Genomic DNA, 22,834 nt, shown 5'->3' with positions numbered 1-22,834 from the left:
GCGCCGATAGTAGTTGGGGGATCGCCCCCTGCGAGGGTAGGTCGTTGCCGTGCAAGTTAAGGAAGTTTGAACATAGCTGATTATGGCTTTGCTCAAACTTCTTTTTTTTCTCTAAGTCTTTTTAATGCGAAATAATACCTTACTTCGCTATAATAAAAATGGGGATGGTTAGGGAAAAGAAAAAGGAAAGGGGTAAAACACTTATGAAGTCACGCAGAGAACTAAAAAATGAAGTCAAAGAATTATTCAGGGGGAATTGGGGGCAGGCAATTAAATTAACACTCATTCCAGTTGTTTTTCAAATTTTGATCAGTATGTTTGTTGCAATTGGTGCATTAGCAGTGATCTATTTTATCAGCCGTTATAGCAGTGGGAGTGAAATGTCCACTTTTTCTAATACAGATTCCACAGCTACTAGCGGAAACGGTTTTGGCAGCCCGATTGCTGGTTTATTAATGACAATGATACTAGTTGGAATTAACTTTACTTTTTTAGAATGGTTGAGAACGAAAAATGCTGATTTTAAAGTTTTAAAGGGAGCTTTTAGTGTTTTTTCAAAGCGCCACTTCATTGCAGTATTGATTTTGTATATCTTGATCAGTGTTTTTACATTATTATGGACATTACTTTTCATTATTCCTGGGATTATTAAAAGCTTCTCTTATTCACAGGCGTATTTGATTTACAAAGATCTTTCCGAAACGGATAACGAAGATACTAATTATCTTGATTATATTACTGAGAGCCGTAAATTAATGGATGGTCATAAGTTTGATTTCTTTATACTTAAACTAAGTTTTATTGGTTGGGACATTTTAGCAGTATTAACTTTGGGTATTGGATATATATGGCTGACGCCATATAAAACTGCCACTTACGTTGCTTTTTACAAGGATTTAGTTGCAAAGCAAAGACCAGATCTTAGCTCAAAAGATAATGACAACAAAGATGGCAAGCCAATTATTGTACAGTATTAGTTAACGAGATAAAAAAGCCTTGAATCAGCAAGTGTTTAAATTAGTCTTAGAACTAACTCGACTAATTCCTTGCAGAATTAAGGCTTTTTTTGTGTACATTTAAAGCTGTTGCTTTTTAATGTAAATGCTAATAGAAGGGACAGCGTTAGAAAGATGATAACTACGATATAAGGGTAATGATAATTTAAATCAAGTAATCCTCCCGAGATGATTGGACCAATAATGTTGCCAATGCTGGTCAGAGACATATTAATCCCATTTATTAAACCTTGATTATGCGGATTTATTTTTGTCAAAAGTGTTGTGATTGCAGGTCGAAGCAAATCGAAGGAAGAGAATATGATAAGTGTGGCAACAACAACTTCGATTTTTGAGTGTGCCAAGACAATCCATACGGTTCCCAAAATGCTAAAAAAGAAACAGTAACGAATTAGTAAATTTTCTTGGAGCCAATTGACTAAGCGCTCAAAAAATATGACTTGAAGAATAAGGGAAATAATTCCATTTAAAGTTAAGACGAGAGCGATATTACTAATACTGAAATTAAAGACCTCGTTAACATAGATACTATAAATGCTTTCGAAGCCTTGAAGTCCAAACGATGAAATTAGAATTAGCACAAACAGCATAACAACTGTTTGTGTAAATAGACCAATGTTTTTTTTCTGTTGCGGTTGTTTATTTTTCGAGCCTGATGAAGTTGCCTCGTAGTTTTTAGTCAATTCGTTTTCGTTCGGCAAAAACACGATGACTGCAACTGCACTTAAAAAACCGAGAGCGCCAGCGAACCAAAAAGGTGATTTATAATGAAAACTGGCTAAAAGTCCACCAAGACCGGGGCCTAAGATAAGAGCCCCACTAAAGGCAGCAGATATCCAGCCAATTACTTTTGCTCGCTGTTTTTCGGTTGTAATATCGGCTGCTAATGCCATAGTGGTAGGGATAGACATTGCAGCGGCAAGTCCTCCAATAATACGAGAAACATTAAATAATGTTAGACTGTTAGTCCAGGCAAAAAGAAGCTCAGAAAACATATATAAGAACAAGCCAGTTATTAAGATGGACTTTCGACCAAGTTTGTCTGACAATTGTCCTACAAGTGGCGAGGCTATAAACTGTGCAAGTGCAAAGAGTGATGTCATGATCCCCATATCAATAGCAGAAAAATGGAGTTCATTTTTTAAAAAAGGCATAACGGGTATTACTAAACCTATTCCCAAGCAAACTAAAAATTCACTAAAAATCAGAATAAGAATCGCACGTTTTGTTTTAGAAGTCATCAATTTACATCCTTTAATATTATTGAGAACACGTAATAACTAGTGTAATCGATAAGGATGCAGCATGTCCATTTTTTCGAAACATTGTTAATGGTAAATGAGATAAGTAATATGCAATTTCTAATACTGTGCTTAATTTATTGGTGATAAATATGTTTTTAGTCATTAAATTCCCACGGATCAAAGTGAAGTTGTGGTGCTGCGTAAGAATTTGATTGGCAAAATATATTGAATCTGTTCCAGCTCCGTATGCGGCTGGTCGATGCGCTTAGATAAAATATTAACAAGTAAAGTCGCAATGTCATGGATGGGTTGAACAATGGTCGAAAGCTCAGGATGGTAGTCTTGAATAAATCTGGTTCTGTCAAAACCGGTAATTTTAAGTTGCTCAGAAACTTTTAGTCCAAGTTCTCGGGCACAACGCAAAACCAATAGTGCGGTTAAATCATCTGTACATACAATTCCGTTGGGATGATGACTATTTAACAATTCTCGAATTGATAGAAGTTTCAGATTTGGTGATTCTTCAAAATCAATCGAATGTATGTGTGTGGTTAAACGAAACTCTTTAATTATTTTTGATATCCGAGTGAGCGATTATCAGTAGTGTTCTCTGCTCTTTTAGAACTTCCTAAAAAGTATATATGACGGGAACCTGCCTGATATAACTCCTTTGTTGCTAACGTTATCATTGCTGACGATGGTAATGTCGTCGGATAACTTACGGTCAAAAGAAACAATTGGCAGACCAACATTATCATATTCTTTAATACCAAGATTATGAGCACCAGAAATAATTCCATCAACTTGATTTGCCATCAATAGCCGCAAGTAAGTACGTTCTTTTTCTGGATTATCAGCACTATTGCACAAAATTGTCTTGTAACCAGCTTGAAATAAGCGTTTTTCAATTTGTTTGATCAATTCAGCAAAAAGGGATTAGAAAGAGGTGGAAAAATAACGCCAATTAAATTTGTTTTTTTCCCGTGAAGTGAACGAGCTAACAAATTTGGTTGGTAGTTAAGTTCTTTCATAGCAGCAAAAACTTTATCTTTAGTTGTTTGACTTAAATATCCATAATTGTTAATTACACGCGAAACAGTTGTAACTGAAACTCCAGCTTTCTTAGCAACATCCGTTAATTTTGGGCGTATGTCAGTGACTTCTTTTTAGTTGATTTTTTTAGGTTCCACCAGGTCCCATTATAATTGATACCTCTATCGCTTTCTAGGATGATATTATTTTGATCTGCTTTAGGGAACATGCGTAGTGTACATACATTTAACACGTTGTTAACAAAAATTTTACAAACTGAATTATCAAAAAAAACATCTAATTCTAATGCTTTATTTAGAAGGCAATGTGATTGAACGTTTTGTTCCGTAGTTTTCGGCAAAGGAGATACCACTTCGTCCACGTTCAACGGTAAGAAGAGCTTTTTCTGCAGTTGAAAATTCAAGTTCGAGGCTATGCGTTAAATTTTCGTCAGCTGCTAGATGGAGCTTGCCAGATAGTTGTGCTGAAATCGTTAGTTTGAGTTCAAAGTGTTTTGAGGATCGCTTCATCAAAAAAATTTTTCTATTGCTTTTGTTGCCTGCTGATAGATGCCGACCATTTATTCTAAGATTTGCCATTGCAGGAACAGGATGTTGATATAATTGACCGTTTTTTATAGTTAATTGTTTTACCTGACTTAAGCAATGTGCCCAATTTTCTTTGTCAGTTGGATGTGAGATATCTGGGAGGCCAACCCAACTAACAGCATATGCTTTTCCACCAGGGCCATTAAAAGTCTGAGTTGCGTAAACATCAAAGCCTTCATCAAGATTGGCAGGTGCAACTTGTGAGATGCTGAAAAAGCTCTTGTCTAAATCAACAGCATCACTAATCACAAAAACATTAGGATAGATATTAGCATATGAAGTTATCCATGTACCAGTATCTGGTCAAAATGAGAGTTTAACTGAAGTTAATGATAAAGTTTTTTCTGCTAAAATGATGGGAAACGGGGCAGCTGTTGTTCCAATTGATGGCACAATATATGCTCCGGTGAGCGGGAAGGTAACTGTTGCGTATACAACAAAGCACGCTTATGGACTTAAATCGGATAATGGAGTGGGGGTATTGATCCATATTAGAATTGATACTGTTGAGTTGAAGGGAAAGTACTTTAATTCATTTGTTGAGCAAGATCAGTATATTGAACAAGGAAGCCCTTTAGGAAATTTAGATATTGAAAAGATTAAGAAGGCAGGCTACGATCCAACTGTGATCGTAGTAGTCACTAACACGGCTGCCCATGAATCTGTCAATAGGGTTACAGCTGGTAAAGTTGATAAAGATAGTAAATTGATTACTGCCACAGCCCGCAATTAAACAAATAAATACAATACTTAGATAACCACACTTGTTAAGTGAGAAGAAAATAGCTTATAATAATTCAAACTATACAAGGGGTGATTATTTATTATGGTTTCAACTGCGACGAAAATTGCTCAAAAGAAATTTGATAATTGTATTATGAATGCATCTGGTGTTTGGTGCTACGATGAAAAAGAATTATCAGCACTTGATAAATCGGAAGCTGCATCTTTTGTAACGAAAAGTGGAACTTTGGAATCACGAAAAGGAAATCCTAAACCGCGTTATTTTGAAACTGATTTAGGCAGTATTAATTCAATGGGCCTTCCAAATCAAGGTCTGGAATACTATTTAAATTTTGTCAATAAAGTTCAAGAGCAGAATCCTAACAAAAACTACTTTGTTTCCTGTACAGGTTTCAACGTTCAAGAAGATGTTCTGTTACTAGAGGAAGTTAAAAAATCTGGATTTAAGGGCATCGTCGAGTTGAATCTATCTTGCCCTAATGTTCCAGGAAAGCCTCAAACTGGATATGATTTTGAAACGGTTGATATGATTTTGCAGACGGTTTTTGAAAACTATGAGGGACTTTTGGGAGTTAAATTACCACCATATTTTGATATTGTTCATTTTGATCAAATGGCGAAAATTCTGAACAAGTATCCTTTGACTTATATCAATAGTGTCAATAGTATTGGTAACGGGTTATATATTGATGAGGAACAAGAAAAAGTTGTTATTAAGCCTAAGAATGGTTTTGGAGGTATTGGTGGTGATTATATAAAACCTACTGCATTAGCGAATGTTCATGCTTTTTATCAGCGCTTGGACTCAAGAATACAGATCATTGGAACTGGTGGGATAAAAACGGGACGTGATGTGTTCGAACATATTTTGTGCGGAGCAAGCATGGTTCAGGTCGGAACAGCTTTGATGAAAGAGGGCCCAAGTATTTTTAGGCGCTTAACAAGAGAATTAGAAGCGATTATGCGGAGTAAAGGTTATGAGAAACTGTCTGATTTCAAAGGAAAATTAAAATATATGAATTAGTTTAAACATTGCTAACTGACGAAGATATCTGAATTGACTTTAAAACAAATAGTGCTTGTGCAATGCCATCTTTTCTGAGCTGTTTTATAAACTTGTTTCGTTTTAAATTTTGGAGCTGGGTTAAAAGTTGAATTTTGATTTCGGATAAATTTTTCCATAAGTCAAAAGTATCCGATCGATTTCGAATTACTCATAGCAAAATTTGCGTAAATATTAAAAAAAGGTTGACTAAAAGTTAAGATTCACTTATACTACCGTTATTCACATTAAATTCTGATAGGAGGTTATTTTTATGAAAATTAGACATTCGAAATCAACTGAACATAGAATAACCGTTATCCGTCAAAATTTAGCCCTACTACTAAAGATAAAGGACCCGATGTTGGTAAATTAAATGGTTTCTGCCATATAATTTAACTGATTGATCGAGCCCTTATTCGTCTTTGGCAATGGGGCTTGATCACTGGGTAATCAAACCTCATTCTCTAAATGAATGAGGTTTTTTATTTGCCCCAAAGGAGGTATAGTTTTTAGTTTTCAGAATTTATTCATAACATTATTCATAATAATAAAAAAGGAAAGTAGGATCAGCTATGAGAAAAAGTGCAATTAAAAAATTAATGGGTTTTGGAACAGCAATGATGGTGGCTGGGATTCTCGCAGGATGCAGCACAGCAAAAACAGAGAGTAAAGGGAACGCTGCTGGTAACACAATTAAGATCGGTGTGAATATGGAACTTTCAGGGGCAGCAGCTGGTTATGGAAATTCTCAGAAGCAAGGAATTCAATTGGCTGTAAAAGAAATAAACAAAAAGGGTGGAATAAACGTTAACGGCAAAAAGAAAAAAATTACCTTGATAATACGAGACAATAAGACATCTACAAGTACATCAGCTTCTGTTGCGGCACAGTTAGTTAATAAAGATAAAGTCAATGCAATTGTTGGACCTGCAACTACTAATGCTGGGACAGCTCAGATTCCGAACATTACCAAGGCGGCTGTTCCAAGTGTTAGCCCATCTGCAACAGATCCAAATTACACACTGCAGAAAAGCGGCAAAGTTCAACCTTATGTTTTCCGAGCATGTTATCAGAATAATTTTCAAGGGTCAACGGCTGCTAAATTTGCCTATACGAATTTAAAAGCTAAAAGAGTAGCGATCTTGGCTGATAACTCTAGTGATTATGGGACAGGTTTGGCTAAAGCCTTTAAAAAGTCATATAAAGGGAAAATCACAGCTTCTCAGTATTTTCAAGAAGGGGACAAGGATTTCAATGCAATTTTAACATCATTCAAGAATAAAAAAATTGATGCTATCTATGCGCCAGGTTACTATTCAGAAATAGGTTTAATCATCAAGCAAGCAAGACAAGCTGGAATAAATGTTCCTATTATTGGGAGTGATGGAATGGCGGATCCAAAATTAGCTCAAATTGCAGGAAGCAAAAGTGCAACGAATGTCTATTATACTACTCCGTTCTCAACGCGTGTTGCCAATCAAAATGGAACAGCTAAGAAATTCATGACAGCTTTCAAAAATGAATATAACGAAGAAGCTCCGACATTTTCAGCCCTTGCTTACGATTCAGTTAATATGATTAAAGAAGCGATTGAGAATGAAAAGTCCGCTGACTCGGTTAAAATTGCGGAAGGTTTGGCAAAAATCAAAAACTTTGATGGAGTTACCGGCAAAATTACGATTGACAGTAAGCACAATGCGCATAAACCAATAGTTGTTGAAACTTTGACAGATGGAAAAGTCAGTGCAGCTACTGAAATTAAATAGCTTTTGAATTTGTTGGTGAGCATTGATTAATTAGGAGGAAAACACGGTGCAAATATTTTTTCAACAAGTAATTAATGGTTTATCGTTGGGAAGCATTTATGCGTTGCTGGCCCTTGGCTATACAATGGTTTACGGTATTATCAAGTTGATCAATTTTGCTCATGGTGATATCTACATGTTAGGAGCTTTTTGGGGATATTACGTCATCAATGTCTGGCATTTTAATTTTGTGCTGGCATTGTTATCGGCAATGGTGGTATGTGGATTAAGTGGGGTCATAATTGAGTATCTTGCATATCGCCCTTTGAGGCATTCTCCGCGGATAACGGCGCTGATTACAGCCATTGGGGTATCGTTTTTCCTCGAAAATGGAATGTCATATTTGTTTGGTTCGAATGCACGTGACTTTCCGCAAGCGGTAAAGCAAGTCAACTACAATATAGGTGGAGTAAGAATTTCGAATATTCAACTTGAGATTCTACTCACCTCCTGTATTTTAATGTTGATCCTGCAATTGATTATCAAACGGACTAAAATGGGCCGTGCAATGCGCGCTGTTTCAGTCGATAACGCTGCAGCTGAGTTAGTTGGTGTTGATCTTAATCGAACAATTTCTTTTACTTTTGCTTTGGGATCTGCTATGGCTGGAGCGGCCGGTGTAATGATTGGATTGTATTACAATTCAATTGATCCTTTGATGGGATTGACTCCAGGAATTAAAGCTTTTGTAGCTGCTGTTGTCGGTGGGATTGGATCAGTCCCTGGCGCATCTTTAGGTGGTTTCTTGATAGGGCTTTTAGAAACTTTGGTTCAGTCGATCGGGTTATCAGCTTATAAAGATGCAGTTGTTTATGTGGTATTGATCGTTATTTTGTTGATAAGGCCAATGGGAATTTTCGGCAAAAACGTTAAAGAAAAGGTTTAGGTGATTGGTTTGAAAGCAAATTTTAAATACAACATTTGTTGGTTTATTATCATGATAACTGGTTTCTACCTCATGAACACATTAATAATGGTGGGGTTAGTTGATAGTTTTATTGAGAATATGTTCGTAATGATTTGGATTAACATTATTTTAGCAACAGGTTTAAATTTAATTATTGGTTTTGCAGGTCAATTTTCATTAGGACATGCTGGCTTTATGGCAATTGGTGCATATACGACCGCGATCATTACTCAAAAAGCTGTCAGTATCGGTGGATTTTATGTTTCATTTATAGTTGGAATGATCATAGCAGTAATAGCGGCACTTCTTGTTGGTATTCCGACGCTGCGTTTGAGAGGAGACTATCTGGCCATTGCCACAATGGGAGCTGCTGAGATTATTCGTATTATTATTAATAACATGAAAATAACCAATGGTCCGGCTGGAATGTTCAATATTCCTCAATTTGCCACATGGCCGATTGTTTATGTAATGATGTGTATCACAACAATTGTTACTGTTAATTTTATTAATAGTCGTGGTGGTAGGGTAATAAAATCTGTTCGTGAAGATGAAATTGCTGCTGAAGCTATGGGAATAAATACTACTAAGTGGAAATTAGCTGCATTTGTACTTGGTGCAGCAACGGCAGCTATTGCCGGTTCACTACATGCTTCATATTTACAAACAATTGCACCAAATGATTTTGGGATCATGGAATCAATTTCAATTTTGATTATTGTTGTTCTTGGTGGAGTAGGCAGTGTTACAGGGACCTTTGTAGCAGCTGTTGTTTTGGGTGTTTTGGACACTGTGTTGCAGGATTTCGGTACTTTACGAATGGTAATCTATGCAGCAGCCTTAATTTTAATCATGGTTTTTAAACCTTCAGGTTTATTAGGAACAAGGGAAATTTCAATCAGACGCTTATTCAGTTATATTAAAAGAAGGAGCGTGTAAAATTATGACTACTATACTTAAAGTTGATAAACTAGTAAAAAAGTTTGGCGGACTGACAGCTGTTTCAAATGTCTCAATGCAATTAAATGAAGATGAATTGGTTGCTTTAATTGGACCAAATGGTGCAGGCAAAACCACAGTTTTTAATTTATTGACAGGGGTTATTTCTCAAAGCTCGGGAAAAATTTGTTTTCGAGAAAGGGAAGAGATGATTTCTTTAAATAATAAAAAAGCATATCAGATTGCTAATATGGGATGTGCACGCACTTTTCAAAATATACGATTATTTAAAAATATGACAGTTTTAGATAATGTATTGGTGGCAATGACCAATCAATATAAGGAGGGATTTTTTAAATCAGTTCTTCGTTTTCCAAGCTTTTACCGAACAGAAGATGAAATTTTGAAAAAAGCTCGCGCTTTATTAGCCATATTCGATTTAGATAAAGATATGTATAAATTGGCTTCCAATTTGCCATACGGAATTCAGCGACGCTTAGAAATTGTTCGTGGCTTAGCTATGAAACCTAAAATCTTGTTTCTAGATGAACCTGCAGCTGGAATGAATCCAGAAGAGACGGCAGATCTTACACGACTAATACGCAAAATTCAAAAAGAATTCCATATCACAGTCCTTTTGATTGAACATGATATGTCCTTAGTGATGAATCTGGCGGAACGCATCTATGTTTTAGATCAAGGTAAGATGCTGGCTGAAGGTACACCTAACGAAATTCAGCAAGATAAAGCAGTTATTAAAGCATACTTAGGCGAAGAGGGGTAAGCTAAAATGATATTGAAAGTTAGAAATCTTGTTGTAAATTATGGTGTTATTAATGCCATTAAAGGTGTTAATTTTGAAATTAATGAGGGGGAAATTGTTTCGCTCATAGGAGCTAATGGTGCAGGAAAAACGACAATTTTGAAGTCAATTTCAGGCCTTCTGAAGCCGGCCGAAGGATCTATAAGTTATTTTGGAAAAGACATTGGTCGAAAAAAGGCCCCAGAGATTGTGGCAGCCGGAATTTCACAGGTACCTGAAGGCCGACATATTTTTCCAGGATTGTCGGTTAAAGAAAATCTGCAAATGGGTGCTTTTTTACAAAAAGATCGGCAGCAGATCAAAGAATCGATGGATGAAGTTTATGAACGCTTTCATATTTTGAAGAAGCGTGAAAATCAAGATGCTGCCACACTGTCAGGCGGGGAACAACAAATGCTAGCAATAGGACGTGCGTTGATGTCGAAGCCAAAACTACTTTTGTTAGATGAGCCTTCAATGGGACTTGCACCAATTTTTATCAACAAAATATTTGAAATCATCGAGGCCATCAAACAGCAGGGAACAACTATTTTGTTGATTGAGCAGAATGCCAAAAAAGCTTTGTCAATTTCTGATCGAGGATATGTGTTAGTAGCGGGTGAAATAAAGATGAATGGAGCCGGAAACAAATTGTTGTCTGATCCTGCAGTTCAAAAGGCGTATTTAGGAGGCTGAGCTCTATTCGTAAAAATATTAACTTATAATATGAAAATAGCTTGAAGATGTCTACAAATTGTGGCATCTTCAAGCTGTTTTTTTGAGAACTTTTGGTTAAGCACTTGTGAGTGAGATGTTTATTTAAGAAAGAGAAATGGTATTTTTTTAAAATAAAAAACAATTAAAAATCAAGCCTGTCAGCGAGATTCTTAATTGTTTTAAATTCTTCATATTTTATATAAACTTTATTAGTTTACATGAACAGCGAATGATGGTTGGTAGTAAGTGAAACTCTTAACACTAACATTTTCGCCTTCTTCAGGAGCAGCTGCATAGCTTGAACCACCTAAGTAAATACCTACATGGTATGCGGAACCTCTGCCACCCCAGAACAACAAGTCACCAACTTGAGCATTTGAAACACTCTCGTAAGTTCCGATTGCTGATTGGGCCTGAGAAGTTCTAGGAATTGAAATTCCGGCCTTAGCATAAACATACTGTGTAAAGCCAGAGCAATCAAAACCACTGAGCGTTGTTCCACCATTTACGTAAGGAATTCCCATGCTGGCAATTTGAGTAGCAATTGATGAAATTGAGCCAGATGCAACTGTTTTAACAGCTGTACTTTGAGTTGTAGCAGCACTGCTGGCAGTGTTCGTTGTTGTAGCAGCACTTGATGCTGTTGTACTTTGTGATGAGTAACTAGCAGCATTATTGTTGCTTGTTGGTGCTGCTTGAGTAGTAGTTGTTTGTTGAGCTGTAGAGCTCGATGTCTGAGCAGCAGAACTACTGCTTTGTTGAGTAGCTTGCGTTGTTGCTACAGAACTAGCTGTCTCTGAGCTCGATGCAGCAGAACTAGCAGAACTTGATGATTGAGCAACAGAACTACTGCTTTGTTGAGTAGCTTGCGTTGTTGCAGCAGAACTAGCTGTCTCTGAACTTGATGCAGCAGAACTAGCAGAACTTGATGTTTGAGCTGCAGGAGTCTTAGTAGGATCGTTAATTGTCAATGTTTGACCAATTGTCAATGTAGACCCAAGGTTATTAGAAGCTCTCAAAGAATCAACAGAAACGCCATATGCCTGAGCAACTGTATATAAAGAATCCCCAGCTTTTACTGTATATGTAACATGGTTAGCAGAAACAGTAACTTGTGTTGTCTGTTGCGTAGAAGCAGCTGTTGAAGATTGAGTATTTTGAGAAGTTGCTGTGCTTGCTGTATTTGATGTTGTGTCAGCTGCTTTAGTTGTCGTCGTTGCCTTAGGGGTACCTGTAACTTTCAATTCTTGTCCTGGCAAAATCAAAGTTTCGTCTGAGGATAAGTCATTTAAGGTACGCAACTGTTCAACGGTGATGTTGTAACTTTTAGCAATTTTCCAGAGAGAATCTCCACTCGTTACTTTTACAACTGATGTTGAACTGGTACTTTGTGTATTACTTGAACTTGCAGTCTTTGTGTTAGCTTCCTTATTAGGAATCGACAATGACTGGTTGACCAAAATAAGATGATTATTTTGGTCAATGTGGTTTAAAGTTTCGATCGATTTGATTGAAACCCCATACTTTTGGGAAAGAGCCCAAACAGTATCATTTTGATTAACTTTAACTGTTGTTGAGGCACTAGCATTCGTCGTAGAAGCAAGGAATAAACCCGCAGCTCCAACGGTGCTGGCCAATAATGTTTTTGTTGTACGTTTCAAATTTAATTCACTCCTACTTTTTCTTGTAATTATTTTCAACTGATAACTAAATTGTAGACCAATAATATTGCAGGAGGGTACAATTTATATTACAAATTAATAATAAAATGTAATAAAGCCTGGTATGTACTGCTATTAAAGCGTTTTTTAAAGTATAAAATCCCAGTTTTTTTTTATGAAAAAATGTCTGAACGGCGAAACGTTGATACAGCAATGCTTTTACGCAAAGTTAAAGAAATCTTTTGGTAGATAAAGCTTAAATTTGTTACAAAAAGATTACTTTTTTTTAAAGGAATGCAGAATCCTTCAAAATTGGTGGGATGGTGTCTCTGCTTACGATGAAATTAGTGTAATTGACAGTAGAATGAAAAGAAATGTTACAAAAAAATTAAAAATGATCTTTCTCATCCCATACTCATGTAAGCGGGGACACTGGAGAACAACTTTTAGAACAATTACAAGTACAGTAACGTAAACTTTGTTCTACGGGGATTTCAATTTCAATTATTTTGTTAGAATATATCTTGACATAACTTGTTTGATAGGCTACATTCGTAACATTGAGTAAAATGAGGGTCAGTGGATTTTTGTTAAAATTAAAGAAATTCTCAGTATATTAAAACTGCTCTCAGCTTTTGCTTTAATGTGTAAAAATTTTAAAAGAAAGAAGTGGGTAGCGTGGCACAAATTTATAACTTTTCAGCTGGTCCAGCAGTATTACCAGTTTCTGTTGTTCATCAAGTGCAAAGTGAATTGGTTTCATATAAAAATAGCGGTATGAGCATAATGGAGATAAGTCATCGCTCCTCACTCTACACAGATATGGAAGCAGAGGCTGAGGAAAATTTAAGAAAACTGATGCGAATTCCTGCTGAGTACGATGTGCTTTTCTTGCAGGGCGGAGGAACATTACAGTTCGCGATGGTTCCGCTTAATTTAGCGAAAGGAAACAACCAGGTAGGTTATATTGATTCTGGGCATTGGGCACAGCGAGCTATAGAAGAAGCACAGCTTGTTCCAAAAATAAAGACAGATGTTGTAGCCTCTGCTGCATCCACGAACTATACTACGCTGCCTGAGGTACCTAAGCTAAAGAAACAGTATGATTATATTCACCTTACGTTGAATAATACCATTGAAGGAACGATGTATCGCAAGTTGCCCGAGAATCTTAAACATCAGTTGCTGGTAGGTGATATGTCATCAAATATTATGGCTCAGCGGTATAATGTGGAAGACTTTGGTTTAATTTACGCGGGAGCTCAAAAAAATATCGGACCAGCAGGGATGACAGTCGTTATTGTAAAGCATGAACTATTAGACGATAAACTTGAATTACCTGCGATGTTGAGCTATGTTAAACAGGCTGCAAAACATTCAGCTTTAAATACGCCCCCAGTATTTGCAATCTATGTAGCAGGACTGGTCTTCAAATGGTTATTGGAGCAAGGCGGCGTTGAAGAGATGCAAAAGCGTAACGAGAAAAAAGCAGAACTTTTATATAATTATTTAGATTCTTCGAGTTTATTTAATGCGCCAGTAACAAAAGATGCACGTTCTTTGACTAATATCCCTTTTGTAACGGGTAACGCAGAATTAGATCAGCGTTTCATCGCTGATGCACAAGAAAGTGGATTGGTAAATCTTAAGGGCCATCGTTCGGTTGGGGGAATGCGCGCCAGCTTGTACAATGCTTTTCCTTTTGAAGGTGTCCAAAAATTGATAGAATTTATGGAAAGATTCGAACAAAGTGTTGGAGGAAATAGATAATGAAGTATGATATTAAAACCTATAATGTTATTGCCCAAGAAGGTTTGGACGTTTTTCCAAAAGAAAAATACACGGTCAACCAAAGTGATAAACCTCAAGCGTTACTTATAAGAAGTCAAGATATGCATAAGACTAATTTTGGAACCAGTGTGCTTGCAATCGCACGTGCGGGCGTGGGAGTTAACAACATTCCTTTGCTTGAGGCAAGTTCTAATGGCACAGTCGTGTTCAATACACCTGGTTCCAATGCAAATGCGGTGAAAGAATTGATTATTGCAATGCTGATCTTAGCTACAAGACCCGTTGTAGCTTCTGCAGCATGGGCAAAAAAAATTGTTGGGGCAGATGTTAGCACACAAACCGAAAAGGGCAAAAATCATTTTGCTGGAACAGAGCTTTTAGGAAAAACGATTGGAATCATTGGTTTGGGTTCAGTCGGTTCAAGGGTTGCACGGGCTGCAGCAGACTTAGGAATGCATGTTATAGGTTACGATCCGTATATCAGTGTTGAGCATGCTTGGAAACTATCGAATGACATTCCGCGTGCTGAGAAATTGTCAGAACTGTTGCAAAAAAGTGACTATATAACTATTCACATTCCCTATACAGAGGAAAACAAAAATCTGATTAATGCAGAAGAGTTAAAACAGATGAAAAAAAATGCTGTTTTATTAAATTACTCACGCTGGGGAATTGTTAATGAATCGGCTGTGGTTGCAGCATTAGCTAATGGTGAATTGCGGCGTTATTTAACTGATTTCAGCTCGAATAAAATCATCAATAATGAAAAGATTGTGATTACACCGCATATCGGAGGAACAACGCTTGAAGCAGAAGTGAATGGTGCTAGAATGGCAGCACAAACACTATGCAAATATTTGGAAACAGGTAATATTATTAACTCAGTTAATTTCCCAGCTGTTGAGATGCCTTTCGATGCACCATTGCGCCTGACTCTAATTCACCAGAATGTTCCTAACATGGTTGGTCGAATTACGACGATACTTGCTAACGATTCTTTAAATATTGATAATATGATCAATCGTAGCCGTGATAAAATTGCGTATACAATGATTGATATGTCAGAAATTTCGGATGAAAAATTAGTAAAATTAAAAAAAGAATTGCTGACTATTCCAGAAGTCATACGTGTACGGGCATTAAAAAAAGCATAAAAGCAGATTGATTGAGTTACCAAAAAACATGCTAAGTTAAGATGTGTTATAATGTGCTTCCTTGGCAGGGGCACATAAAGAAGGACTACGACTTAATTGCCGTAGTCCTTTTTGTATTGTATGAATCTCTGTGCTATGGTTCTTACCAACTTAAATGCAGTTTTCATATTAATGTGTTCGTAAATGTATGTTTTCCTTATTTAAAGAATGAAATCAACTACTTAAATGATTTGTTTGAAAATTATCGGAGTGCGTTTATTTTTTGAAACAATATAGAAGATCCATAGATTATTGCTTCAATAATGGTGATAAAGAAGCTAACGGGCCAATCGGTCACATAGGCTAGATACAGTCCAAACCAAATTCCGAAAAGAGAAAAGATAGTCGTCAGAAAAATCATTTTTTTCAGAGAATGAACAAAATATTTAGCTGCTGAAGCAGGAATTGTCAATAAAACAAAGATAAGCAATGAGCCAATGATTTGTGCAGTAATACTGATGGTTAAAGCTAGTAATCCAAGAAAAATAATTGAAATCAGTGTATTAAAACGTTGATTGTACTGCGAACCGATTGCGTCGAATGAATTATAAGCTAATTGACGAAAGAAAATAGTGATAATAATTAGAATAAAAATGCTTAAACAAATAAGAGAATAAAGATTATTAATATTAATACCGACAATGCTTCCAAATAAGATATTGGTGGCATAGTTAGCCTGTTTATTTGAAAGTGAAAGGAAAAGTATACCTAGACCGATAAAAACACCTGAGAAAACACTGATAGAGGCTTCTCGGCGGCTGAGTCGTTCACCTGAAAAACCAATAAAAAACGCGCTTGCAAGTGTAAAAATAATCATGCCATATAAAGGGCTAATACCTATGAAAATGCCAAAGGTTGCTCCTGAAAAACCGATTTCAGACAAGGTATGTGTAAAAAAAGATGTCTGACGTGCAACAACAAAGGTCCCCATCAAACCACAAATCAAAGAGATGAAGATTCCTGCAATAAATGCATAACGCATAAAATCAAATTGTAACATGAGAGGATCTGTCCTTTCCCAGCAATTTTCCTTTTTGGTTGGCAAGTCTTAATTCGTAATCTGCATAGTGTGTAATCAAGTCTGGATCATGTGTAATAAAAAGAACTGTAATTTTCCTCGTTTGCAATAGTCGTTCGATTAGATCCATCAAATTATATTTAGAATCCTTGTCTAAGCTTGCCGTTGATTCATCTAAAATCAGTAATTTGGGTTCAGCACAGAGTGCTTGTGCTAGGAAAGCCCGCTGCTTTTCGCCACCAGATGCTGCACCTAAAGGGCGGTTTTGAATGTCTGTTAAGGAAGTCTCGGTTAAAATGCGTTGCAAAAGCAGCCGTTCCTTGGCTGTATGCCAAGGAAAGACTGCTTTTTTTAGGCCAAGGCCCACAAAATCGCAAATATCCAGTGGAAATTCATCATCAAGATTGCGCAGCTGCGGAACATACTGTGTTTCTGTTCGCGTAATGTTCATCTTAATACATTTATCAGGGTGATTGAATGTGCTAAGAAGATACTTAATTAGCGTTGTTTTTCCAACACCATTTTCACCTGTTATACAAGTCAGCTTATTGGCCGGAATTTTAAAAGTTAAGTTTTTAAAGAGTTGTTTTCCCTGAACACTCAAGTCCAGATTGTGAACGTCAATAATAGGGTCCATGATTAATATCACTCGCTTTTTTGAATGTCTAAAACTTGTTGATATTGCGATGCCATCCATTGATGGTAAGTTTTATTTTTAGGTAAAGTTTCAGTTACCTCGACAACGGGCACGTTATTTTCTTTACACAATTTAACTAAGTTAGTGACCACTTTGTCTGTTGCTTGGGTATTCTCAACAAAAAAGGCAATTTTACGATTCTTAATATCTTCTTGCATCTTTTTGATATCACTAGGTGAGGGATCGGTCCCTTTTTCTACAGATTCAGAAAAGTGCTGATTGTTGATCTTATAACCCATGTCGGACAATGCGTAGTCAAAGACTGGTTCGCTGACATCTACAAGTTTATTATCACTGTTTTGCTTAATCTTGTTAATCATTGTTTGAAGATCTTTTAAACTGTCGACATATTTCTCAGCATTTGCTTTGAATTGTTTTTTGTGTTTTGAATCTTTTTTGCCATATTCAGTTGCAAGATACCGGGCAACTCGCGGCATTGTCCTACTATTGTACCATAGATGTTCGTTGTCTCCATCCTTTTTATTCAGGATATCTTCACCAACAGCAACTTTTGTTCCCCCAGAAAGTTTCTTTGCCCAAGTGTCATAGCCAACACCATTGTATAGTAAAATATCACTTTTCGAAGCAATTTTGGCGGTTTTGGTAGTCGGTTCGTAGTCATGGGGATCAATGTTAGGATTATTGATAATTGAAGTTACCGTGCCATGATCACCTAAAACCTTTTTTGCAACTTCACCGTAAAAATCAGTTGTAGCGACAACATTTATTTTCTTAGTGTCTGCAGCAGCCTTCTTCTGTGAAGAACAGCCTGTTAAGACAGCTCCAAGTGCAAATATCCCTATAATACTATGTAAAATAAATTTTTTCTTTATCATTAAAATACCCCTTTGATATAATTTAACCAAATATCGAAGAAACAGTAATGGTTACAATTTAGAATATTAAGCGATTAAAGATGTACTGTCAAGGCAATTATATGTTGCAAAGAGTACTTATTACTATTTGTAAAAAGGGAAATGTGATAGCCAGTTGGAGCAGGAAAGATAGATTACGATTTAAAATTTTTTATTTCACAATTCCACTCTTCCTTAAAGTTGTCCAAGAAAGAAAGCATTATTTGCTGGCGTTTTTCAGCTATTTGTTTTGCTGCTTGCGTATTCAGCATGTCTTTTATTTTTAACAGTTTTTCATAAAAATGATTGATAATTGTTTTTTGATGCAGATTGCGGTATTCAATTTTTGACATTGTTTGCCGAGGTTTGAACGAAGGATCGTAAATTTTTTCGGCATGTGCACCACCATAATAGATTGCACGGGTAATACCGATTGCACCAATTGCATCTAAACGATCGGCATCTTGGACAATTCTTCCCTCTGCCGGAAGATCAGGTTTTCTTTGTTCCAAAGTTTTGCTAAAGGAAAGATTTTGGATAATAAAGATAATCTTCTTAATTTGTTTATTTGTAAAAGCATTTTTTTGCAGAAAGGCAATTATTTCAGTTTGGGCTGACTGCTGGTCGTCAATTAGTTTATCATCAGCTACATCATGGAGATAAGCTGCACTCAGAGTGATTAACCTATCAGCACTTTCCTGTTCAAGCAGTCGCGTCGACATTTTTACGACACGTTGTATATGATCAAAGCCATGCCCTGTTGTATCTTTATACATTTTGGCATATGAAAAGGCGCGTACTTTTTTTAACTGTTTGTCTATTTCCATATCAAAATCTCCTTTAGTTCAGAGTACCATATAATTGTGGAAATTCTCAAAATTGAATATGTAATAAAACATTGATCAGATGCTGTTGTTAACGATGGGGATCGTCCAATAATGCATTTTATTTCGTTTAATTTTTTTTTTATGCTAAAATTTCTCTAAAGGAAGTGAAGCAATATAGAAAAGCAGGAAAATACATTTTAATAAAACCATCACATGCTCTTAGGATAGCGTGTTTTTGGAAGATGCTTTTCCAAGCTGAGCTCCTTGGAGGATTGCTTAAATGCCTTGTATGATAAAATGAAGGGAGGTAGTTGCCTTCCTGAAGTGAAGGGAAGGTGGCGCAGCTGATGAAAGTATTGATTGTGTTAGAGAATGTGGTGATGGATGGAGTAAAAAGGGCCGCTACGGTAGTTGGCAATGATCTGAATAAATATGTTGATGTTACCTACTATTCACTAGAAAAAGTGGAGCCTTATTATGTTTTGGATGCTCCCCTAGTTACAGCTAAGCGTACCGTGTCGGCTGATATTCTGAATTTTTTTGGAACCGACCCATATAGAATATACGCTGATCAGATAACTGATTTGTGTGATTATATAGAGGAAAATGCATTTGAGGCCGTTATTTTGCCGGCAGGTTTGCTAACAAGCTTCTCTCCGTTTATAAAAAAAGCGACACCAAATGTTAACGTGATTGCTTGGATGCATAATAACTTTGATACCTATATGGAGCAGTATTACGCTTCAATGCAAGAAGAATTTAAGCGAGGCTTAGAATTTGCAGATACGGTGGTCGTATTGACTGATGCAGATTATACAAGGTATCGTCAATTTAATAATAATACCGTGAAAATATATAACCCGTTGACGCTGGAAGCACCACAAAAAGCTGATTTAAAAAGTCATATAATTGCGTTTACCGGTAGAATAGCGATCCAGCATAAGGGAATTGATTTTTTGCTGGAGGCTGCACAGTCACTTTCTAAAGACTGGAAGATTGCTATTGCGGGAAATGGCACACCAAAGGACATGGAGATTTTTCATGGATTGATCAAAAAATTTGGAGTGAAAGACAAAATAATTTATCGTGGAGCTTTAAAGGATGAAGAATTACGCCGACACTACGAAAATGCGTCAATTTTTGTGTCAACATCACGCTGGGAGGGAATGCCATTGGTAATGGGCGAAGCAATGGGCTTCGGTCTTCCAATTGTTGCGATGAAGAATACCGGTTCAGATGAGTATTTGCGTGATAATCGTTATGGAATTATTACTAAACCGCATGATGTTAATGATTTTGTCCGCGTTTTGGACAAAATGACGCATAGTCTATTTCTAAGACGTTATTATTCTGAGCGTTCACTTGAACGAATTCAGCATTTTATGCCTGAGACGATTACTAAACAATGGCTTCCAGTGATTGCTACCCCAAAAAATGAATTAGTTTAGTCAGTTGAAGAACGGAAAACTTGACTTTTAAAAGGAAAAAATAAAATGATAACTATATCTAAATGATAGGCTAGCCGTGTGTTGTATTCGGCTAGCCTATTGTAGTTAGTTGTTTAGAATCGAATTAAAAAATTACTTACTAAAAATAGAGATTCTGTTTCTATCAAGTGTTTTTGAACTTAAGTTGATTAGTAACTCTTCAGTCGCTGAGATGATGGCTATACAACAGATAGTTGTTAATGCCAATTTCTTTCCTAAAAGTGGGAAAAGAACAGGAAAGGCGAACAAGAAAAGACCAGTAACTTTGTTTGCCCAAGTGTGCAGAAAAGCAAACTGGTTGAATCTGATATATCCGACAATTAATGATATTAAGCGTATGGCGGCAATAATTGCTATCCAATATATAATTTTGGATGGGATACCTATTATAGGTATAACTTTGAGCAAAAGAATAGTAATAAAAAGCAAGTCAGCAATACTGTCCATTACTTGCCCAGATTTGCTGGAAAGCTTAAATTTTCTTGCGATGTGGCCATCTAAAATATCACTTGCACCACATATTAGATATAAGAAATAAAACAAAGTTGAGAAGGGTTCTACAAGCAATAAACAAATAGACGCAAGTATTCTGCAGCTTGTGATAGCATTAGGAATATTTTTGATATAGCTCACCTTCTAAAAAGTGTAATTTGGTCTGAAATCTGGTGCTGAAGTATATGCTCATTTTAACAATAAAAGTTTCAATACAAAAATTTTACATTCTTAATTATTAAACTATAGTCAAAATCGTAATTTTTATAAGCCAGCTTGAGGTTCTAATTGCACATGGGTTAAGTCATTGTGTATGTATTGTTAAAGCATACTGTCTAAAATGCAGAGTAGCACTCAGAAAATGATATGGCTGAATTATTCGGAAGGTTTTCAATAAGAAAATGAATGCAGTACGTTAATGCTAACAAAGGGGGAAATGGGATGAGTCGTCAAGTAAAAGAATATCTTGAGCATGTTTACCAAGTAGTTCAAAAACGTGATCCGGAGCAGCATGAGTTTATTGAAGCTGTGACAGATCTTCTGCAAACGATCGGTCCAGTTTTGGAGAGGCATCCAGAATATATTAAGACGAATTTGCTAGGACGTTTAGTTGAACCTGAAAGAGTAATTCAGTTTAGGGTACCATGGGTTGATGATGCTGGGCATTATCAAGTTAATCGAGGCTTTCGTGTTCAATTTAACTCCGCGATTGGCCCATATAAGGGGGGACTGAGGTTTCATCCTTCTGTTAATTTAAGCATTGTTAAATTTCTGGGATTTGAACAGATTTTAAAAAACGCGTTGACAGGGTTGCCAATTGGTGGAGGAAAAGGCGGTTCTGATTTTGATTCGAAAGAAAAATCAGATAATGAGGTAATGCACTTTTGCCAAAGCTTTATGACAGAATTAAGCAGGTATATTGGACCGGCTAGTGATGTTCCTGCTGGAGATATTGGAGTTGGTTCCCGTGAGATAGGTTATTTGTATGGTCAATATAAGCGATTGAGGGGAGCCGAGCGCGGCGGATTAACAGGGAAAAGTACAAGTTATGGTGGATCGCTTGTCAGAATAGAGGTGACCGGCTTCGGGCTAGCATATTACACAAATGAGATTTTAAAAACACTTGACACCACTTTTAAAGGAAAAAGAGTTGTACTTTCAGGTGCGGGTAATGTCGCTATCTACACAATGCAGAAGGTAGTAGAATTAGGCGGGAAAGTACTTGCCTGTTCAGATTCTTCTGGTTATATCATAGATCGAAATGGAATTGACTATAAGCTGGTTCAGCAGATCAAAGAGGTTGAACGCGGACGAATAAAAGAATATGCAGCAAGAGTGGCGACTGCAGTATATCACTCGGGATCTGTTTGGAAAGCTGAGCTGGGCTATGATATTGCTTTGCCGTGCGCAACTCAAAATGAAATTGATGGAGAAAAAGCACAGTTACTTGCGGTTAATGGTGTAAAAATTGTTGCAGAAGGAGCAAATATGCCAAGTACGGCGGAAGCCATCTCTGTTTATCGTAAGCAAGGAATTATTTATGGACCAGGGAAGGCCGCCAATGCTGGTGGAGTCGCTGTTTCTGTGCTTGAGATGAGTCAAAATAGTACACAAGCCAGCTGGAGTTTTGAAGAAGTGGATAGACAGTTGCAGAATATAATGCATAATGTTTTTGAAAAAAGTGTTATGACTGCGAAAAAATATGGGCTTGATAACGATTTGTTGGCTGGAACAAATATTGCTGGTTTTATAAGGGTTGCAGATGCAATGATGGCACAGGGGTTGGTTTGAAAATAGCTACCGAGAGTTCATATAAAAAAAGTAGCGCATTTTAATTGTAAGTTGAATTTTAGCGAAGAATTGCTTTTTTAGATTGGAGGATAAAAGTTGAGCCGTTTGCTGGCTAAACCAAAATAATTGGTATAAACTGACTAATTAGCTTAAGGTTTTGTATA

20 protein-coding genes and 2 pseudogenes are annotated in these 22,834 nt (G+C 36.6%); 12 read left to right on the top strand and 10 right to left on the bottom strand.

Features of this window, described 5'->3' with window-relative positions; translation table 11 throughout:
* Positions 1 to 203: 203 nt before the first annotated feature.
* Entirely contained in the window at positions 204 to 977 is a 774-nt protein-coding gene (locus FD20_RS07040) for a DUF975 family protein (protein ID WP_057737120.1), read from the top strand.
* A gap of 77 nt (positions 978 to 1,054) precedes the next feature.
* On the opposite strand, the gene FD20_RS07035 is transcribed toward FD20_RS07040, so the two are convergent.
* From FD20_RS07035 to FD20_RS07025, 4 genes and pseudogenes are all read right to left on the bottom strand, one after another.
* Complete coding sequence (locus FD20_RS07035; RefSeq protein ID WP_057737118.1) at positions 1,055 to 2,257, bottom strand: MFS transporter; 1,203 nt, start codon at positions 2,255 to 2,257, stop codon at positions 1,055 to 1,057.
* Positions 2,258 to 2,437: 180 nt separating this feature from the next.
* Positions 2,438 to 3,411 (bottom strand): annotated as a pseudogene (locus FD20_RS07030) (LacI family DNA-binding transcriptional regulator).
* Positions 3,396 to 3,665 (bottom strand): GH32 C-terminal domain-containing protein, encoded by a 270-nt coding sequence (locus FD20_RS14105; RefSeq protein ID WP_420864740.1) that lies wholly within the window; start codon positions 3,663 to 3,665, stop codon positions 3,396 to 3,398. Before FD20_RS14105 ends, FD20_RS07030 begins: the two are co-directional and overlap by 16 nt.
* A complete protein-coding gene (locus FD20_RS07025) occupies positions 3,604 to 4,149 on the bottom strand; it encodes a glycoside hydrolase family 32 protein (protein ID WP_057737116.1) in 546 nt (181 codons plus the stop codon). The genes FD20_RS14105 and FD20_RS07025 overlap by 62 nt, the downstream gene beginning before the upstream one ends.
* A 28-nt stretch (positions 4,150 to 4,177) precedes the next feature.
* Here FD20_RS07025 and FD20_RS07020 point away from each other — a divergent pair.
* The 7 genes and pseudogenes from FD20_RS07020 to FD20_RS06990 form a co-directional block, all read left to right on the top strand.
* Positions 4,178 to 4,633 (top strand): annotated as a pseudogene (locus tag FD20_RS07020) (PTS sugar transporter subunit IIA); the annotation flags it as partial.
* Between the two features lie 93 nt (positions 4,634 to 4,726).
* On the top strand, positions 4,727 to 5,668 hold the full coding sequence (locus FD20_RS07015) for a dihydroorotate oxidase (protein ID WP_057737112.1): 942 nt from the start codon (positions 4,727 to 4,729) through the stop codon (positions 5,666 to 5,668).
* Positions 5,669 to 6,261: 593 nt separating this feature from the next.
* Positions 6,262 to 7,455: an ABC transporter substrate-binding protein gene (locus tag FD20_RS07010; RefSeq protein WP_057737109.1), complete on the top strand. Its 1,194-nt coding sequence runs from the start codon at positions 6,262 to 6,264 to the stop codon at positions 7,453 to 7,455.
* A 46-nt stretch (positions 7,456 to 7,501) separates the two neighbouring features.
* Entirely contained in the window at positions 7,502 to 8,380 is an 879-nt protein-coding gene (locus tag FD20_RS07005; RefSeq protein WP_057737108.1) for a branched-chain amino acid ABC transporter permease, read from the top strand.
* A 9-nt stretch (positions 8,381 to 8,389) separates the two neighbouring features.
* Complete coding sequence (locus tag FD20_RS07000) at positions 8,390 to 9,340, top strand: branched-chain amino acid ABC transporter permease (protein WP_057737131.1); 951 nt, start codon at positions 8,390 to 8,392, stop codon at positions 9,338 to 9,340.
* Positions 9,341 to 9,344: 4 nt separating this feature from the next.
* Positions 9,345 to 10,124, top strand: coding sequence for an ABC transporter ATP-binding protein (locus FD20_RS06995; protein WP_057737106.1), 780 nt, complete (start codon positions 9,345 to 9,347; stop codon positions 10,122 to 10,124).
* 6 nt (positions 10,125 to 10,130) lie between these two features.
* Positions 10,131 to 10,838, top strand: coding sequence for an ABC transporter ATP-binding protein (locus FD20_RS06990; protein WP_057737103.1), 708 nt, complete (start codon positions 10,131 to 10,133; stop codon positions 10,836 to 10,838).
* A gap of 230 nt (positions 10,839 to 11,068) precedes the next feature.
* On the opposite strand, the gene FD20_RS06985 is transcribed toward FD20_RS06990, so the two are convergent.
* Positions 11,069 to 12,520, bottom strand: coding sequence for a C40 family peptidase (locus tag FD20_RS06985; protein ID WP_057737101.1), 1,452 nt, complete (start codon positions 12,518 to 12,520; stop codon positions 11,069 to 11,071).
* Positions 12,521 to 13,198: 678 nt separating this feature from the next.
* Here FD20_RS06985 and serC point away from each other — a divergent pair.
* Both serC and FD20_RS06975 read left to right on the top strand, forming a co-directional pair.
* Positions 13,199 to 14,290, top strand: a complete 1,092-nt coding sequence (gene serC / locus FD20_RS06980) for a 3-phosphoserine/phosphohydroxythreonine transaminase (RefSeq protein WP_057737099.1) — start codon at positions 13,199 to 13,201, stop codon at positions 14,288 to 14,290.
* The gene (locus FD20_RS06975; protein WP_057737097.1) at positions 14,290 to 15,465 is read left to right on the top strand and encodes a 3-phosphoglycerate dehydrogenase family protein; all 1,176 of its coding nucleotides are present in this window, start codon (positions 14,290 to 14,292) and stop codon (positions 15,463 to 15,465) included. Before serC ends, FD20_RS06975 begins: the two co-directional genes overlap by 1 nt.
* Positions 15,466 to 15,706: 241 nt before the next feature.
* On the opposite strand, the gene FD20_RS06970 is transcribed toward FD20_RS06975, so the two are convergent.
* From FD20_RS06970 to FD20_RS06955, 4 genes are all read right to left on the bottom strand, one after another.
* Complete coding sequence (locus FD20_RS06970) at positions 15,707 to 16,504, bottom strand: metal ABC transporter permease (protein ID WP_057737095.1); 798 nt, start codon at positions 16,502 to 16,504, stop codon at positions 15,707 to 15,709.
* On the bottom strand, positions 16,491 to 17,159 hold the full coding sequence (locus tag FD20_RS06965; protein ID WP_057737093.1) for a metal ABC transporter ATP-binding protein: 669 nt from the start codon (positions 17,157 to 17,159) through the stop codon (positions 16,491 to 16,493). Before FD20_RS06965 ends, FD20_RS06970 begins: the two co-directional genes overlap by 14 nt.
* Before the next feature lie 8 nt (positions 17,160 to 17,167).
* Entirely contained in the window at positions 17,168 to 18,055 is an 888-nt protein-coding gene (locus tag FD20_RS06960; protein WP_157060869.1) for a metal ABC transporter solute-binding protein, read from the bottom strand.
* Positions 18,056 to 18,228: 173 nt separating this feature from the next.
* A complete protein-coding gene (locus tag FD20_RS06955; RefSeq protein WP_057737092.1) occupies positions 18,229 to 18,900 on the bottom strand; it encodes an HD domain-containing protein in 672 nt (223 codons plus the stop codon).
* Between the two features lie 347 nt (positions 18,901 to 19,247).
* Here FD20_RS06955 and FD20_RS06950 point away from each other — a divergent pair, with 347 nt between their 5' ends.
* On the top strand, positions 19,248 to 20,348 hold the full coding sequence (locus FD20_RS06950; RefSeq protein WP_057737090.1) for a glycosyltransferase: 1,101 nt from the start codon (positions 19,248 to 19,250) through the stop codon (positions 20,346 to 20,348).
* A gap of 132 nt (positions 20,349 to 20,480) precedes the next feature.
* Here FD20_RS06950 and FD20_RS12965 read toward each other — a convergent pair whose 3' ends face one another.
* Entirely contained in the window at positions 20,481 to 21,020 is a 540-nt protein-coding gene (locus FD20_RS12965; protein WP_201782785.1) for a CDP-alcohol phosphatidyltransferase family protein, read from the bottom strand.
* A 300-nt stretch (positions 21,021 to 21,320) separates the two neighbouring features.
* Here FD20_RS12965 and gdhA point away from each other — a divergent pair, with 300 nt between their 5' ends.
* Positions 21,321 to 22,670, top strand: coding sequence for an NADP-specific glutamate dehydrogenase (gdhA, locus tag FD20_RS06940; RefSeq protein WP_057737086.1), 1,350 nt, complete (start codon positions 21,321 to 21,323; stop codon positions 22,668 to 22,670).
* Positions 22,671 to 22,834 lie beyond the last annotated feature (164 nt).

The organism is Liquorilactobacillus uvarum DSM 19971 (genome assembly GCF_001434935.1).
GTDB classification, from domain to species: Bacteria; Bacillota; Bacilli; order Lactobacillales; family Lactobacillaceae; genus Liquorilactobacillus; species Liquorilactobacillus uvarum.
The sequence above is the reverse complement of the archived record's forward strand: the minus strand, read 5'-3'. Positions and strand labels throughout refer to the sequence as shown.

Bases quoted from the DNA above. Each gene is read 5' to 3' on its own strand.
- FD20_RS07040 (WP_057737120.1), top strand. From the start codon at position 204: ATGAAGTCACGCAGAGAACTAAAAAATGAAGTCAAAGAATTATTCAGG.
- FD20_RS07035 (WP_057737118.1), bottom strand. From the start codon at position 2,257: ATGACTTCTAAAACAAAACGTGCGATTCTTATTCTGATTTTTAGTGAA.
- FD20_RS07015 (WP_057737112.1), top strand. From the start codon at position 4,727: ATGGTTTCAACTGCGACGAAAATTGCTCAAAAGAAATTTGATAATTGT.
- FD20_RS07010 (WP_057737109.1), top strand. From the start codon at position 6,262: ATGAGAAAAAGTGCAATTAAAAAATTAATGGGTTTTGGAACAGCAATG.
- FD20_RS06995 (WP_057737106.1), top strand. From the start codon at position 9,345: ATGACTACTATACTTAAAGTTGATAAACTAGTAAAAAAGTTTGGCGGA.
- FD20_RS06990 (WP_057737103.1), top strand. From the start codon at position 10,131: ATGATATTGAAAGTTAGAAATCTTGTTGTAAATTATGGTGTTATTAAT.
- FD20_RS06975 (WP_057737097.1), top strand. From the start codon at position 14,290: ATGAAGTATGATATTAAAACCTATAATGTTATTGCCCAAGAAGGTTTG.
- FD20_RS06970 (WP_057737095.1), bottom strand. From the start codon at position 16,504: ATGTTACAATTTGATTTTATGCGTTATGCATTTATTGCAGGAATCTTC.
- FD20_RS06965 (WP_057737093.1), bottom strand. From the start codon at position 17,159: ATGGACCCTATTATTGACGTTCACAATCTGGACTTGAGTGTTCAGGGA.
- FD20_RS06960 (WP_157060869.1), bottom strand. From the start codon at position 18,055: ATGATAAAGAAAAAATTTATTTTACATAGTATTATAGGGATATTTGCA.
- FD20_RS06955 (WP_057737092.1), bottom strand. From the start codon at position 18,900: ATGGAAATAGACAAACAGTTAAAAAAAGTACGCGCCTTTTCATATGCC.
- FD20_RS06950 (WP_057737090.1), top strand. From the start codon at position 19,248: ATGAAAGTATTGATTGTGTTAGAGAATGTGGTGATGGATGGAGTAAAA.
- gdhA (WP_057737086.1), top strand. From the start codon at position 21,321: ATGAGTCGTCAAGTAAAAGAATATCTTGAGCATGTTTACCAAGTAGTT.